Annotated in this window: 12 protein-coding genes; 11 read left to right on the top strand and 1 reads right to left on the bottom strand. The window is 28.8% G+C overall.

The features are described from left to right. Positions 1–22 precede the first annotated feature (22 nt). Complete coding sequence (locus tag IC174_RS09490; protein ID WP_227482792.1) at positions 23–2947, top strand: sigma 54-interacting transcriptional regulator; 2925 nt, start codon at positions 23–25, stop codon at positions 2945–2947. Positions 2948–3562: 615 nt separating this feature from the next. Here the strand turns inward: IC174_RS09490 and IC174_RS09485 are convergent. After that, positions 3563–5041, bottom strand: a complete 1479-nt coding sequence (locus IC174_RS09485) for an arylsulfotransferase family protein (RefSeq protein ID WP_227482791.1) — start codon at positions 5039–5041, stop codon at positions 3563–3565. 487 nt (positions 5042–5528) lie between these two features. Here IC174_RS09485 and IC174_RS09480 point away from each other — a divergent pair, with 487 nt between their 5' ends. The 10 genes from IC174_RS09480 (at position 5529) to IC174_RS09435 (ending at position 14590) form a co-directional block, all read left to right on the top strand. Continuing rightward, positions 5529–5987: a PTS sugar transporter subunit IIA gene (locus IC174_RS09480; protein ID WP_227432708.1), complete on the top strand. Its 459-nt coding sequence runs from the start codon at positions 5529–5531 to the stop codon at positions 5985–5987. Between the two features lie 59 nt (positions 5988–6046). Then, positions 6047–6322 carry a PTS sugar transporter subunit IIB gene (locus tag IC174_RS09475; RefSeq protein WP_021385190.1) on the top strand — a complete coding sequence of 92 codons (276 nt, stop codon included), beginning with the start codon at positions 6047–6049 and terminating at the stop codon, positions 6320–6322. Positions 6323–6379: 57 nt separating this feature from the next. Then, the gene (locus IC174_RS09470) at positions 6380–7654 is read left to right on the top strand and encodes a PTS galactitol transporter subunit IIC (RefSeq protein WP_227482790.1); all 1275 of its coding nucleotides are present in this window, start codon (positions 6380–6382) and stop codon (positions 7652–7654) included. Between the two features lie 130 nt (positions 7655–7784). Next, complete coding sequence (locus IC174_RS09465) at positions 7785–8837, top strand: galactitol-1-phosphate 5-dehydrogenase (RefSeq protein WP_227432710.1); 1053 nt, start codon at positions 7785–7787, stop codon at positions 8835–8837. Then, positions 8838–9869 (top strand): zinc-binding dehydrogenase, encoded by a 1032-nt coding sequence (locus IC174_RS09460; RefSeq protein WP_227432711.1) that lies wholly within the window; start codon positions 8838–8840, stop codon positions 9867–9869. A 91-nt stretch (positions 9870–9960) separates the two neighbouring features. Then, positions 9961–10773, top strand: coding sequence for a transketolase (locus IC174_RS09455; RefSeq protein WP_227432712.1), 813 nt, complete (start codon positions 9961–9963; stop codon positions 10771–10773). A 2-nt stretch (positions 10774–10775) separates the two neighbouring features. Next, positions 10776–11696: a transketolase family protein gene (locus tag IC174_RS09450; protein ID WP_227432713.1), complete on the top strand. Its 921-nt coding sequence runs from the start codon at positions 10776–10778 to the stop codon at positions 11694–11696. A gap of 139 nt (positions 11697–11835) precedes the next feature. After that, on the top strand, positions 11836–12282 hold the full coding sequence (rpiB, locus tag IC174_RS09445) for a ribose 5-phosphate isomerase B (RefSeq protein WP_227432714.1): 447 nt from the start codon (positions 11836–11838) through the stop codon (positions 12280–12282). 32 nt (positions 12283–12314) lie between these two features. Then, positions 12315–12980 (top strand): ribulose-phosphate 3-epimerase, encoded by a 666-nt coding sequence (locus IC174_RS09440; protein WP_227482789.1) that lies wholly within the window; start codon positions 12315–12317, stop codon positions 12978–12980. 107 nt (positions 12981–13087) lie between these two features. After that, positions 13088–14590, top strand: coding sequence for a phosphomannomutase/phosphoglucomutase (locus tag IC174_RS09435; RefSeq protein WP_227482788.1), 1503 nt, complete (start codon positions 13088–13090; stop codon positions 14588–14590). Positions 14591–14798: the final 208 nt, after the last annotated feature.

Here is a 14798-nt window from a genome sequence, read left to right as displayed (position 1 = left end):
ATTTAAAGTAAGGAGGCGAAATATGGATAAAATATTAAGAGAGATACAAAGAGAAGACAAGAAAAATCCATACACTGACCAAGAACTTGCTGAAATATTAAATGTAGCTAGGTCTGAAGTAATAGCGGTTAGAAAAAAGCATAATATTTTAGATTCAAGAGAAAGAAGAAAACAAATATTAATAAAGGATATATCTAAGATTGTAAATGAGAATCCTCAAATGTCTGAAAGAAAAATAACTGAAATTTTAACCGAAAATGGCTATAATATATCAAGAAGTGCAGTATCAAAATTACTAAAAGAAGAAAACTTAAGTCAATCGAAAGCTGAAATAAAAGATAAAGAACTAGTATCATCTGGAAAACATGTAAAAGTTAGTAAAGCTGTAGAAGAAGATGGGTTTGAAGAATTAATAGGTATAAAAGGCAGTTTGAAAGAAAAAGTAAACCTAGCTAAATCAGCAATAATGTATCCTCCTAATGGTCTTCATACTATAATATATGGAGAAACAGGTGTAGGTAAGAGTGAGTTAGCTACATGTATGTACAAATATGCTGTGAAAAATAATATCAAAGAAGAAAATAGTCCATTCATAGTATTTAACTGTGCAGATTATGCAGAAAATCCTAATCTATTGATAGCTCAGCTATTTGGAGTAGTAAAAGGTGCATACACAGGTGCAGATGCAAATAGAGAGGGTCTTGTAGAGCAAGCCAATAATGGAATTTTGTTTTTGGATGAAATTCATAGATTACCTGCTGCTGGTCAAGAAATATTATTTTCTTTAATAGATAGAGGTGAATTTAGGAGGTTAGGAGAGAGTAGTTCTAATAGAAAGGCAAATGTTCTCATAATAAGTGCTACAACAGAAAATCCAGATTCTAATTTACTTCAAACATTTAGAAGACGTATACCAATGGTAATAAACTTACCAAATATGAGTGAAAGACCAAAATCTGAAAGATATGAAATAATAATAAAATTCTTTGAAAGAGAAGCAAAAAGAGTAAATAAAAACTTTATAATAACTAAAGAAGTGATGTGTGCACTTATGAATTATAAATGTACTGGGAATATAGGACAGTTAAAGAGTGATATACAAGTAACTTGTGCTAGAGCTTTTAGTAAGGCAATATTTTCTAGTGACAAGGTAATTATAGATTTAGATAGCTTGAGAGATTATATAAAAAGTGGATATTATGATTGTAATTGTGAAGATGAAAAGTATTCTGAGTTTTCAGTTGAAGATATATATATAGATATTAGTGAATTAGTAAGTGGGAAAAATAGAATTTTGTCTGATAATGAGATAAGTGAAATATACAATTATGCAGAAAAAGAATTAAAAGTTCTAGAAAGTAAGTGTTTTTCAGAAGAAGAGTTAAAAAATGCATTTATAGAAAAGTTAGACAATAAATTTAATGCTATTAAAAACAATAAAAACTTGTCTGATAGAAGAAGTCGAATAGACTGGGGTGGACAGTTAAAAGAATCCACACTAGAGATAATGGACAAAGTAATTGTATTTATTAAAGAGCAGTTTAAGCATGTAAATCAGGGGCTGTATTTAGCTTTAGCAATTCATATTGAGCATGCTATAGATAGAATAAGAGATGGAAAAACTATAATAAATCCAAGTTTGGATAAGATAAAAGCATCAATGCCAATGGAATATGAATTATCCAGATATGTAATGGGAATAGTGGAAGATTTAACACAAGTTACATTCCCAGAGGATGAACTTGGATATTTAGCATATTATATAAATAAATTTTGTTACAATGAAGAAAGTATAAAAGATAAAGTAAAAGTAGTTATAGTTACGCATGGTAAAGTTGGAATTGAAATGTCTAATGTTGTAAATCACATTCTTGGTATAGAATGTACACTGGGTATAGAGATAGCACTTACAGATTCACCAGCAGAAGGAATAGAACATGTATTGGATGAACTTAAAAAGATAGAAGCACAGAAAGGAATTTTGGTTCTAATTGATATGGGTTCTCTAGTAATCCTTGGTGATGAGGTTGAAAAAAGACTTGGTATTAGATGTAAGACTGTAAACAGGGTGGATACATTATTAGCAATGGAAGCAGGAAAATTGGCGACAATTGAAGGAAAAAGTTTAGATGGTATAATAGCAGATTTAAAGAAAAATAAAAATTATGCTATGGTAAATACGAATAAATTTAGTTATAGAAAAAATGAATATGGAAAGAAAAATGTAATTATTACATTATGTTTAAGTGGGGTAGGTACAGCTTTAAACTTAAAGGAACATATAGAAAAGCAAATTGAGGAATATGATGCTTCAATTGAAGTAAAGCCAATTGCTTTTTTAAATAATAATTTAGAAGATGAATTAAATGACATTGAAGCTGAATATAATATTATTGCTATTTGTGGCACAATTGATATAGATTATAAAAATGTACCTTTTATTTCTTATAATGAGGTACTTGGAAAAAATGGAATTAACAAGGTATTAGAACATTTAAATAATAAACAACCATCTTTGAGTAGCGATAATCAATTGGATAATTTAATACATGAAGATTTGATTTTATATGATTTTGAAGGAATCTCAAAGGAGTATATAATCGACACTCTTGTATCAAAGCTTGAAGAAGGTGGGTATGTAGATTCAAAATATATATTAAGTGTGTATAAAAGGGAAGCTATGGGAAGTGTTGTAATGGCTTCAAAAGTTGCTGTACCACATGGGCTTCCAGAAAATGTTATAAAACCAGCAATAGCTATAGCAAGATTAAATAAGCCCATAGTGTGGGATAATAAATTTATGGTAGATTTAGTGGTTTTATTAGCACTTAAAGAGAATAATAAAAAAGAAATACGAAGCTTATTTTCAAAGATTAATGACCAGCATACTTTGGAAATTTTATTAAATACTGAAGATAAAAATGAAATAAAAAAGATATTAAGTTAATTTTCAACATGAAAAATAATATAAAAAATTAAATAGAAAAATTTATTTTAGCACAAGTTTTAAGGTAAGTTCAATTGATAGATAGTTAATTGTTTAATATAAGGTTAATACCATAAGATTGATTTATTTAATTTTATAGTATTAGCCTTTTTTATTTGTAGATAGCAAACATACAAAATAATAATAATTAATGATTTTATTTTTTATAGACTTGTTATAAATTATTAAAAAGCAAATATATTGCTAAAATACAGGGCTTTTTTTATATTAATTTATGAAATTTTAGAATCATAAAGATTTGTATATGCAGATACTAAGAAAGAGCAGTAATAAAAGATGGAATATGTATTATAATAATTTATACATATACCAAATAAATAGAAATATCTAGTAGAATATAAGAAATTAAAAACAGTAGTCAGGAAAATATCAAATATGTTGGTGTTATAGGATTTTCTAATATCAAAGCAGGTGTTATAGAAGCATAAAAGTTGGCACCTGCTTTTTATATTAAAATTAAGGAAAATAATAACCCTGCAAGTAAAAATAATAGATTTATTTTCCTTGCAAGATTTGTATTAATTAAAATTGATATTTTATTTTAAGGTAAGTTTTTTATTGAATTTTATAGCATCTATACATACTTTCACCACTCTTAAAGGAGAATCTGAAATAAACTTTATCATTAGAGAAATCTTTTTCCATAGCTACTAAATCTTGCTTTTCTCCAGCCTTTCCACCAGTTCCAACTAAGAATACATCTTTTTCACTATCTATTTCTTGAACTGAACCCATATATTTGTAATAGTCATTTATGTCATATGAGCGATATTCAGTAACTTTTTTATTTTCTTCATCCAATTTTATTTTAATAACTCTTGTAGATTTATTTTTTACACCATTATCATATAAGGTTATATATCCATCATCTGTAATTCTAGCATTATGCTGTCTTGAGAATTTTTGATTATCTGTTAAATTGAACTCATCACCCAATCCTCCTAGGGTCCAAATAATTTCTCCTGTTTTTCTATCTAATTTAATAACTTCATCTAAATTTCTAAATGAGCAGATTAGATTTCCGTCCTTGGGGTCAATAGTCATAGAATTAAAATGTACATAGTCTAAAGATGTATCACTTTTTTCGCTAAAATTATTTTGTTCAACACTTTCTTTATATAGTTTTTCATGGTCAATACTTTCCCACTGCCATACAACTTTACCATCTTTTATTTCTTGTAGTACACTATTTACCACATAAGATGAATTTCCTTTATTCAAGTTTGAAGGAATGTTTGTTGCCTTAGATTTTTGATAACTAGAAACAATATAGTGATTATCATTTATGTATATAAAGTCATGGTTTTCTAACTCAGTACCAGATTCTATGTTTTTATTTTTTTCCATAGTAATTTTATTTATTTCATTATAATTTTCATCTAATATAACAAGATATGTTGGTGAGTATCCAACAGAACTTATTCGTTTTGTTGAGTCTTTATCTTGAAGTAAATATCCATATCTAACTTTACCATCATCTGTAGTGATTTTTTTAAAATCAAAAGGATTTGATTCGACTTCCTTGTAAAAAACTATATTTCCTTTGTTATTTAATTTAAATACAAAATTATATTCTTCATTGTGTGTAGTAAGATAATAATCACCATCATAAGGGCTATTTGCAGTAACAGTATACTTTGGAAAATCTTTTGAAAGAGAATTTATGTAATAATTTCTATATGAATTCTCACCACTATACATTACAGATATTTTTATTTTAGAAGAGCTACTGATTTCTTTCAATTTAAAAGTTGATTTATCATTTACATTAATTTCTTTATCATCTATTTTGACACTGTTTACACTTTTAGAGTTTTTTATTGTTATACTATTTTGATTTGTTGAATTAAGTTGCTTTACGTTTTGACTATTAAAAATTCCCTCTTTAGATAGTGTTACATCATAACCATTTACAGTTATAGTAAGTGTTTTTTTCGACTTACTTTGAGATGCAAAGACTTGCTTTGCGAAAACACCAGAAACAAATAAAATACTACATAAAAATACTATCTTTAATAAATTTTTTATTTTCATTCTTATCTCCTTTTCATATTAAGTTTTATATATTTTCATATTGATTTTATTATATAAATAAAAACATACTATGAATTTAATTATGCGTAACGTGAATTTTGATAGACAATTATATGAAAATTCATTCACACTGAAATAATTAAACAATAAATACGAAAATTAATGTTGTTTAGATTGAATAATTTTATAAAATAGCTAAGAAACAGAAAAAACCACCCATAAAAAATAAAAAAACCATTTCTATAACAAAAAAAACCACGAAAATATAAAAATATATGGATAGTTAAGTGCTTAACAAGTGAAAATTAAAATAAAAATTAAAAAAAATTTATCTATGAAAGTCGGCTAAAATCCTGCGATTGAACATTATTTCAAGGAAAACATTTTCTTTTATTTCACAAAAAAAGCCACTTTTTGGCACGGCATATGCTTTATATAAAGACAAGAAAAACAAGATATGAGATAAGAGCAATTAGGAGGTGCAAATATGGAGTTTATAAATTTTGTAAGTGATAAAGTTATAAACCTTAAAATGGATTGTAAAACAAAAGAAGATTTCTTTAAGGAAATACATAATAAAGTTTTTGAATTAGGCTTTGTAAAAGAAGAATTTGGAGAAAAAATACTAGGGAGAGAAAATGTATTTCCAACAGGTTTAAACTTAGGTGATTATGGAGTAGCTATACCACATACAGATGCAGAATATATTAAAGAACAATTTATAGCAGTCTGTACTTTTAATGAACCAGTAGTATTTAGTTCTATGGAAGACCAAAATGAAAAAGTACCTGTAAATTTAGCTTTCGTTTTGGGGCTTAATCAACCACACAGTCAATTGTCTGTATTAACAGAATTGATGGGGATTATGCAAAATAAAGAATTAGTTGAGAAGCTAATGGATTCTACTGACAAAGAAGAAGTTTTAAAGACAATAAAGTCTTTATAAAAAATAAAAGATACTAACAATAAAAATAAGAAAATAAAAATTATTAGGAGGAAATAAAAATGAAAAAAATATTAGTAGCATGTGGAGCAGGAATAGCAACATCAACAGTAGTTTGTGATAAGGTAGAAAGATTAGTTAAAGAAAATAATATACAAGCAGAAGTTATACAATGCAAAATAGCTGAATGTGCAACAAAGCAAGATGGAGCAGATTTAATAGTATCAACAACTATATTACCAACAACTTATAATATACCAGCAATAAAAGCAACAGCATATATAACTGGAGTTAATACAGCAGCATTAGATAAAAAAATATTAGATGCTTTAAAATAATCCTATCATGAATAAATTGAAATCATATTAAAAAAACAGAAAAAGGAGGATTTATAAATGGATAAATTATTAGCAGTAGTACAGTACATTTTAAACATGGGACCAACAGTAATACTACCAATAACAATTGTAGTCTTAGGAATGATATTTAGAATTAAATTTACAAAAGCTTTAAAATCAGGTCTTACAATTGGTATAGGGTTTGTGGGTATAAACTTAGTTGTAAACCTATTAACTTCAACACTAGGGCCAGCAGCTCAAGGAATGGTTGAGAGATTTGGACTTAATTTAACAGTAATAGATGTTGGTTGGCCAACAACAGCATCAGCAACATGGGCTTCACCAGTTGCACCAATATTAATACCAGTTTGTTTATTAGTAAACTTGCTATTATTATACTTCAATAAAACAAAGATATTAAACGTTGATATATGGAATTATTGGCACTTTATAGTAGCAGGTGCAGTTGGATATATAGTAACAGGAAGTTATATCTGGGCTATATTCTGTGCAATATTAATGGAATTATTAGTACTATTTATTGCAGAAAAAACAGCCAAGAATGTTCAGGAGTTTTATGATTTAGAAGGTATAGCATTACCAACTGGTTCAACAGCTTCATTTGCTCCACTTGGATATTTAGTAGGTAAATTTGTTGAAAAAATACCAGGAATAAATAAAATACAAGCAGACCCAGATTCTATACAAAAAAAATTCGGTATATTTGGTGAACCAATGATGATGGGTATTATACTAGGGATAATACTTGGAGCTCTTGCTGGATATGATGTAGCAGGAATATTCAATGTAGGTATATCAATGGGTGCAGTAATGTTACTTATGCCTAGAATGGTTAGAATATTAATGGAAGGTTTAATTCCAATTTCAGAATCAATAAGAGATTTCTTACAAGCAAAATATGGAGATAGAGAACTTTATATAGGCCTAGATGCAGCAGTAGCAACTGGACATCCAGCAGTTATATCAACAGCTCTTATACTTGTTCCTATAACTCTATTCTTAGCAGTTATATTACCAGGAAATAAAGTTTTACCATTTGGTGACTTAGCAACAATACCATTCTATATGGCATTTATAGTATGTTTTAGAAAAGGTAATATAGTTCAATCAGTTATAACAGGAACTATAGTAATAGCTATATCACTTTATATGGCTACAAATTTTGCAGATGTTCATACGCAATTATTACAACAAGCAAATATGATGCCAGAAGGAACAACAATGGTTACAAGTATAGATACAGGTGGTAACTTACTAAAATGGGGAATATTGAAATTATCTCAATTAGTTTCTTCACTTGGAATATTCTAATATTTAGTTAATAGAGATTACTCTTTTTTAGTAAAGTATGCGAAAATTTAACATTTAGCAGCTACTAGAAAAGAGTAATATTTTTTATAAATTTTTAAAAAATACAAAATACAAAAGGAGGAGATTTATCGTGAAAGCAGCAGTATTACATGGCACAAATGATATGAGATTTGAAGATATAGAAATAAAACCATGTGAAAGTGATGAAGTAAAAATAAAAGTTATGGCAGCAGGAATATGTGGGTCAGATCCTCCAAGAGTATTAAAACATTGGAAATATCCAGTTCCAGCTATACCAGGACATGAATTTTCTGGAGTAATTGCAGAAGTTGGTAAGGATGTAAAAAATGTAAAAGTTGGAGATAGAGTAGTTGCGATTCCTTTTATACCTTGCAATGAGTGTGAATATTGTAAGAGAGGGTTATTTTCATTATGTGATGACCATGGTATGTTAGGAGCTAAAACTTTTGGAGCTTTTGCAGAATATGCAAACATAAAAGCTACAAATGTTTTACCAATAGGAGACATGGATTTTGAAGATGCCGCTATGATAGAACCACTTGCAGTTGCTATGCATGGAGTACTTAATATAGGTATCCAAGTTGGAGATACTGTAGCTGTAATGGGTAGTGGAACAATGGGTCAACTAGTAATACAAGGACTTAAGATAGCAGGAGCTGGAACAATTATAGCAGTTGATATATCTGATAATAAATTAAGAGAATCAAAAGAATTAGGTGCTGATATAATAATTAATGCTAAAGATGTAAACCCAGTAGAAAAAATAAAAGAACTTACTGGTGGAAAAGGTGTTGATATAGCACTTGAATGTGCAGGCTCTAAAATAACTCAAGAACAATGTTTACTTATAACTAAAAAGAAAAGTAAAATAGGATTTTTAGGAATAGCATATTCAGATATAACTTTATCTGAAGAAGCATTTGAAAATATATTTAGAAAAGAACTAGAGTTAAAAGGTTTCTGGAATTCTTATTCTGCACCATTCCCAGGACAAGAGTGGACTAAAGGAATCACTCTAGTTAATGAAGGAAAAATAAAATTAAAAGAAATGGTATCTCATAGATTTTCACTTGAAGATACTTATAAAGCATTTGAAATGATAAGAGATAGAAAAGAAGAATTTAATAAGATATTAATTTTACCACAAGGGGTTGAAAAATAAATGAAGGCAGTAGTTAAAACTAAACCAGGTTATGATAATGTAGAAGTATTAGAGGTAGAAGAGCCAAAAGCTACAGGAGATAAAGTTAAAATAAAAGTAGAGTACAGTGGTATATGTGGTTCAGATATACATTCATTTAAAGGGGAATATGCAAATATAAAAGCTCCAGTAACTTTAGGTCATGAATTTTCTGGAATTGTTGTAGAAATTGGTGAAGATGTTAAAAATATAAAAGTAGGAGATAGAGTTACATCAGAAACTACTTTTGCAACTTGTGAAAAATGTATATATTGTGCAACTAAAGACTACAATTTATGCCCAACTAGAAAAGGTATTGGTACTCAAGCAGATGGAAGTTTTGCTGAATATGTATTATCAAGAGAGGAAAGCATACATGTACTTCCTGAAAATGTATCTTTATTATCAGCAGCTCTTACAGAGCCACTAGCTTGTTGTGTTCATGCAGCTCTTGAAAAAACTACTATAGAAAGTGATGATACAGTATTAATAATAGGACCAGGACCAATAGGATTACTATTAGCTCAAGTTGTTAAATCTCAAGGTGCTACAGTTATAATGTCTGGTGTTACAAAAGATAAAGAAAGATTAGAAATAGCTAAAAATCTTGGAGTAGATAGAACTGTAAACGTAATGGAAGAAAGTCTAGCAGATGTAGTAAATGAAATGACTGATGGAAATGGAGTAAATAAAGGATTTGATTGTTCTGGATTTATGCCAGCAGTTAATGAAGCTTTAAGATTACTTAGAAAGAAAGGAACTTTCGTACAAGTTGGGATATTTGCCAAAAAACTAAATGAAATGGATCAAGAAGCAATAATTCAAAGAGAGTTACAATATATTGGAAGTAGATCACAAAAACCAAGTTCTTGGATTATAGCATTAGATTTAATGGCTAGTGGAAAAGTAAATACAGAAGCATTAGTTACAAGAACTGTTGGTTTAGACGAATTTAAAGAGGGTATTACAGCTTTAATGAACGGAGAAGAAATAAAAGTTGCAGTAAAATCTTAAAAAAACATTTGTATTATTTTAAAAAAAATTGTAAAATCTACTGTAGGATAAGAAAATGTAAGGTCTTAAAAAATAACAGGAGGAAAAAAGTATGAGCACTCTTAGAGATCATTCTAATAATATTAGAAAAAACATAATAAAAATGGTTGCAGAAGCTAAAAGCGGGCATCCAGGTGGTTCATTATCAATAGCTGACATGTTAACAGTGTTATATTTTGATAAAATGAACATATGTGTAGAAAATCCAAAAATGGATGATAGAGATAGATTTGTTCTATCAAAAGGTCATGCAGCACCAGCTTTATATGCTACATTAGCAGAAAAAGGATTTTTCCCAGAAGAAGAATTATTGACACTTAGAAAGTTTGGTTCTAAGTTACAAGGACATCCAGACATGAAAAAAGTAGCAGGAGTAGATATGTCTACTGGTTCTCTTGGACAAGGTTTATCTGCTGCAAATGGTATGGCACTAGCTGGTAAATTAGATAATAAAGACTATACAGTGTATACTATATTAGGTGATGGAGAAATCCAAGAAGGTCAAATATGGGAAGCTGCAATGACAGCATCACATTATAAATTAGACAACTTAATTGCATTTGTTGACTTAAATGGATTACAAATAGATGGTTCTAATGAAGAGGTAATGAATGTTAGTCCAGTAGATGACAAATTTAAATCTTTTGGATGGAATGTAATAGTAATAAATGGACATTGTTTTGATGAAATAGGAAATGCAATAGATGAAGCTAAAAAAGTTACAGGAAAACCAACAGTAATAATAGCTAAAACTGTAAAAGGTAAAGGTGTTTCATTTATGGAAAATAATGCTGCATGGCATGGAACAGCTCCAAATGCAGAACAAGCAGAACAAGCATTGAAAGATTTAGAAGGAGGTCTATAGGAATGGGAATAGCAACTAGAGAAGCTTACGGACAAGTGTTAAAAGAACTTGCAGAAAATAAAGATATAGTAGTATTGGATGCAGACTTAGGAAAAGCTACAAAAAGTATATCATTTAAAGAAGTTGCTCCAGATAGATTTTTTGATATGGGGATAGCAGAAGGTGACATGATTGGTACAGCAGCAGGTCTTGCTACTTGTGGAAAAATACCTTTTGCAAGTACTTTTGCAATATTTGCAGCAGGTAGAGGCTATGAGCAAATAAGAAACTCTGTAGCATATCCAAACTTAAATGTTAAAATAGCAGCTACTCATGCAGGAGTAACAGTAGGAGAAGATGGAGGAAGCCATCAAGCTATAGAAGATATATCTTTAATGAGAGGTATACCAAATATGGTTGTGTTAAATCCAGCAGATGCTTTAGAAGCAAGACAAGCAATATTTGCATCTATTGATTATAATGGACCTGTATATATAAGATTAGGTAGAGCTGCAACTCCAGATGTAAACAGTGAAAACTATAAATTTGAAATAGGAAAAGGAACTGTTTTAAGAGAAGGTTCTGATATAACAGTGATAGCTACAGGAATAATGGTAGCAAAAGCATTAGAAGCAGCAGAAGAACTTGCTAAAGAAGGTATAAATGTAGAAGTTGTTAATATATCTACAATAAAACCTTTAGATGAAACATTAATAAAAGAAAGTGCTAAGAAAACTGGAAAAGTAGTTACAGCAGAAGAGCATAGTATAATTGGTGGTTTAGGTTCAGCTGTATGTGAAGCTTTAGCAGAAACTAAAGATGTAGTAGTTAGAAGAATTGGTGTTAAGGATGTATTTGGTCAATCAGGTACACCAGCAGACTTATTAAAACATTATGGATTAACTACTGAAGATATAGTAAAAAATATAAAAGAATTATTATAGATGTAAATATCATTGAATAATAAATTGGTTTGATATAAATCAATTAAAGCTGTCTTAAAAATAGAAAGAAATTTCTACAATGGGACAGCTTTATTTTTACGATAATTATAAAATTTTATATAAAGAGGGGTGCTTTTTAATGAAAATATCTATTGGATGTGACCATGGTGGTTACGAGTTAAAGGAATTTATAAAAGAAAACTTAATAAATAAAGGTATAGAAGTTGAAGATGTAGGAACAACTTCAAAAGAAAGTGTAGATTTTCCAATATATGCAAAAAAAGTAAGTCAAAATGTTCAAAGTAAAAAATCAGATTTAGGTATACTTTGTTGTGGTACAGGAATAGGCATGTCTATTGCTGCAAATAAATTTAAAGGAATTAGAGCAGCAGTTGTGTCAGATTGTTTTTCAGCTAAAGCCACGAGAGAACACAATAATACAAATGTACTTTGTTTAGGGGAAAGAGTTATTGGAAAAGGATTAGCAATGAGAATTGTTGAAGAATGGTTAAATTCAAGTTATAATGGAGAAAGACATGCAAGAAGATTACAAATGATTGATGATATAGAAAATGAAAACTTATAAATAATGAAAATTTATATCTAAGGAGGAGAATTATGTCTATTATTTGTGCTTCAATAATGTGTGCAGACCAAATGAATTTAAAAAAAGAACTAGAAGCTCTTGAAGAAGCTGATGTAAAATTGCTTCACTGTGATGTTATGGATGGAATATTTGTCAAAAACTTAGCTATGGGACCAGAACTATTAAAATCAATAAGTGAAAATACAACTATCCCTTTAGATATTCATTTAGCTACAGAAACTCCAAATAAGTATATTGATATGATGTCTTATATAAAACCAAAGTATATTTCTTTTCATGTGGAATCAAGCACAGATGTAAAAGCTGATATACAAAAGTTGAGAGAATATGGAATAGGGCCAGTATTAGCGATAAGTCCTCAAACTAGTGTAGATAAAATAGAAGAATATATAGGTTTAGTTGAGGGTATCTTAGTAATGACAGTAAATCCAGGATTTGCAGGTCAAAAATTTAATCTATCTGTTTTGGATAAGTTAGATAAGCTTACGGAGATATTAAAAGATTATGATAATCCTCCATTTATAGAAGTTGATGGAAATATAAATAAAGAGACCATTAGACTTATGAGTGGCAAAAAAGTCGATATATATGTTGTAGGTACTTCAGCTTTATTTAATGACAAGCCTCCAATTTCATATAAAGAGAAGATAAAAGAATTAAAAGAAAGTATAAAATAGTTAATAATAAAATTATAAAATATGCATATTTAAATAATGTAAATTTTAAATAAGTTAGGAATTTTATAATCTTTAATAAAAATTTTAATTGAGTAAGGAGAATGTTTATGGGTGATATATACAAGCTGCAAAATGGAACAGATATTAGAGGAATAGCATATAAAAATGATTCTAAGGAAGTTAATTTAACTGTAGAAGAAGTAAAAAAAATAGCTAAAGCATTTCATATTTGGTTAAAAGAAAAAACTAAAAAAGATAAAGTAACTGTTGCAATAGGAACTGATTCTAGAATAACAGGGAGTCAATTTAGAAATACTGTTATTGAAACCTTGATTAATGATAATTGTGATGTAATTGATTGTGAGATTGCTACAACACCAGCAATGTTTATGACAACTATCATGGATGGATACCACTCTGATGGTTCAATTATGATTACAGCTAGCCATTTACCTTATTACTATAATGGGTTAAAGTTTTTTACAGAAAATGGTGGTCTAGAAAAAACAGATATAAAAGAAATGTTAGATATAGCTGTTAAAAATGATAGTGTACAGTTTGAAGGAGTAGACAAAAAAGGAACAGCTGTAGTAAAAAATTTAATAGAGGATTATTCTAATTTATTGATAGATAAAATTAGAATAGGTGTAAACTCAAGTAAAAACTATGAAAAGCCTTTTTCTGGACTTAAAATACTAGTTGATGCAGGAAATGGAGCTGGAGGGTTCTTTGCTGAAAAAGTTTTACACATACTGGGAGCAGATACAACAGGTAGTCAGTTTTTGAACCCAGACGGTATGTTTCCAAATCATATACCAAATCCTGAGAATAAAGAAGCAATGGAAAGCATCTGTAAAGCGGTATTAGATAATAAGAGTGATTTAGGAATAATATTTGATACAGATGTAGATAGAGCTGCTATTGTAGGTAAAAATGGGAAACCAATAAATAAAAATTCTCTTATAGCTGTTATATCATCAATAATATTAGAAGAACATCCAAATACAGCCATAGTAACTGATTCTATTACCTCAGAAGGTCTTGCTAAATTCATAAGCGAATTAGGAGGAAGACATCATAGATTTAAAAGAGGATATAAAAATGTAATAAATGAAGCTATAAGATTAAATAGTGAAGGTGAAGAGTGCCATTTAGCTATAGAGACATCTGGACATGCTGCTCTAAAAGAAAATTATTTTTTAGACGATGGAGCATATTTAATAGCTAAAATTTTAATAAAAGTTGCAAAACTGTCTTTAGAGGGAAAGACTATAGAAGAATTGATAGAAAACCTTGAAGAAGCAAAGGAAGAAAAAGAAGTTAGAATAGGAATCAATAAAGAAGATTTTAGACCATATGCAGAAGGTATACTAAAAGAATTAGATTCTCATGTTAATAATGTTGATGGATGGTCTGTTGCACCAAATAACTTTGAAGGTATAAGAGTCAATTGTAATGAAGCAAATGGAGATGGTTGGTTTTTACTTAGAATATCATTACATGAGCCATTGTTAGCTTTAAATATTGAATCAAATAAAGTTGGTGGAGCAGAAGAAATTTACTCTGAATTAAAACTTTTCCTAGAAAAATATGACTTAAAAGGTCTTTAGTGTTAATAAAAAACATATACTATATTAAAGAATGGATGTAAATTTATACCTAAGATTACAAATATTACAAAATTGTAATCTTAGGTAACAGAGATGTAACTGATTATGGAAACTCTATGTGATATTATAAATACAGAGAGATGAAATACATGATGATTTATAGAGAAATATAATTTAAAATGTATTAATATCGCACTAAAAGGTATAA

It is taken from the genome of Clostridioides sp. ES-S-0001-03, assembly GCF_020676075.1.
Taxonomy (GTDB): domain Bacteria; phylum Bacillota; class Clostridia; order Peptostreptococcales; family Peptostreptococcaceae; genus Clostridioides.
Note: the sequence above shows the minus strand (reverse complement) of the source record. Positions and strands in the feature narration are given on the sequence as shown.

Coding starts and splice junctions, on each gene's coding strand:
- IC174_RS09490 (WP_227482792.1), top strand. CDS start 23: ATGGATAAAATATTAAGAGAGATACAAAGAGAAGACAAGAAAAATCCA.
- IC174_RS09485 (WP_227482791.1), bottom strand. CDS start 5,041: ATGAAAATAAAAAATTTATTAAAGATAGTATTTTTATGTAGTATTTTA.
- IC174_RS09480 (WP_227432708.1), top strand. CDS start 5,529: ATGGAGTTTATAAATTTTGTAAGTGATAAAGTTATAAACCTTAAAATG.
- IC174_RS09475 (WP_021385190.1), top strand. CDS start 6,047: ATGAAAAAAATATTAGTAGCATGTGGAGCAGGAATAGCAACATCAACA.
- IC174_RS09470 (WP_227482790.1), top strand. CDS start 6,380: ATGGATAAATTATTAGCAGTAGTACAGTACATTTTAAACATGGGACCA.
- IC174_RS09460 (WP_227432711.1), top strand. CDS start 8,838: ATGAAGGCAGTAGTTAAAACTAAACCAGGTTATGATAATGTAGAAGTA.
- IC174_RS09455 (WP_227432712.1), top strand. CDS start 9,961: ATGAGCACTCTTAGAGATCATTCTAATAATATTAGAAAAAACATAATA.
- IC174_RS09450 (WP_227432713.1), top strand. CDS start 10,776: ATGGGAATAGCAACTAGAGAAGCTTACGGACAAGTGTTAAAAGAACTT.
- rpiB (WP_227432714.1), top strand. CDS start 11,836: ATGAAAATATCTATTGGATGTGACCATGGTGGTTACGAGTTAAAGGAA.
- IC174_RS09440 (WP_227482789.1), top strand. CDS start 12,315: ATGTCTATTATTTGTGCTTCAATAATGTGTGCAGACCAAATGAATTTA.
- IC174_RS09435 (WP_227482788.1), top strand. CDS start 13,088: ATGGGTGATATATACAAGCTGCAAAATGGAACAGATATTAGAGGAATA.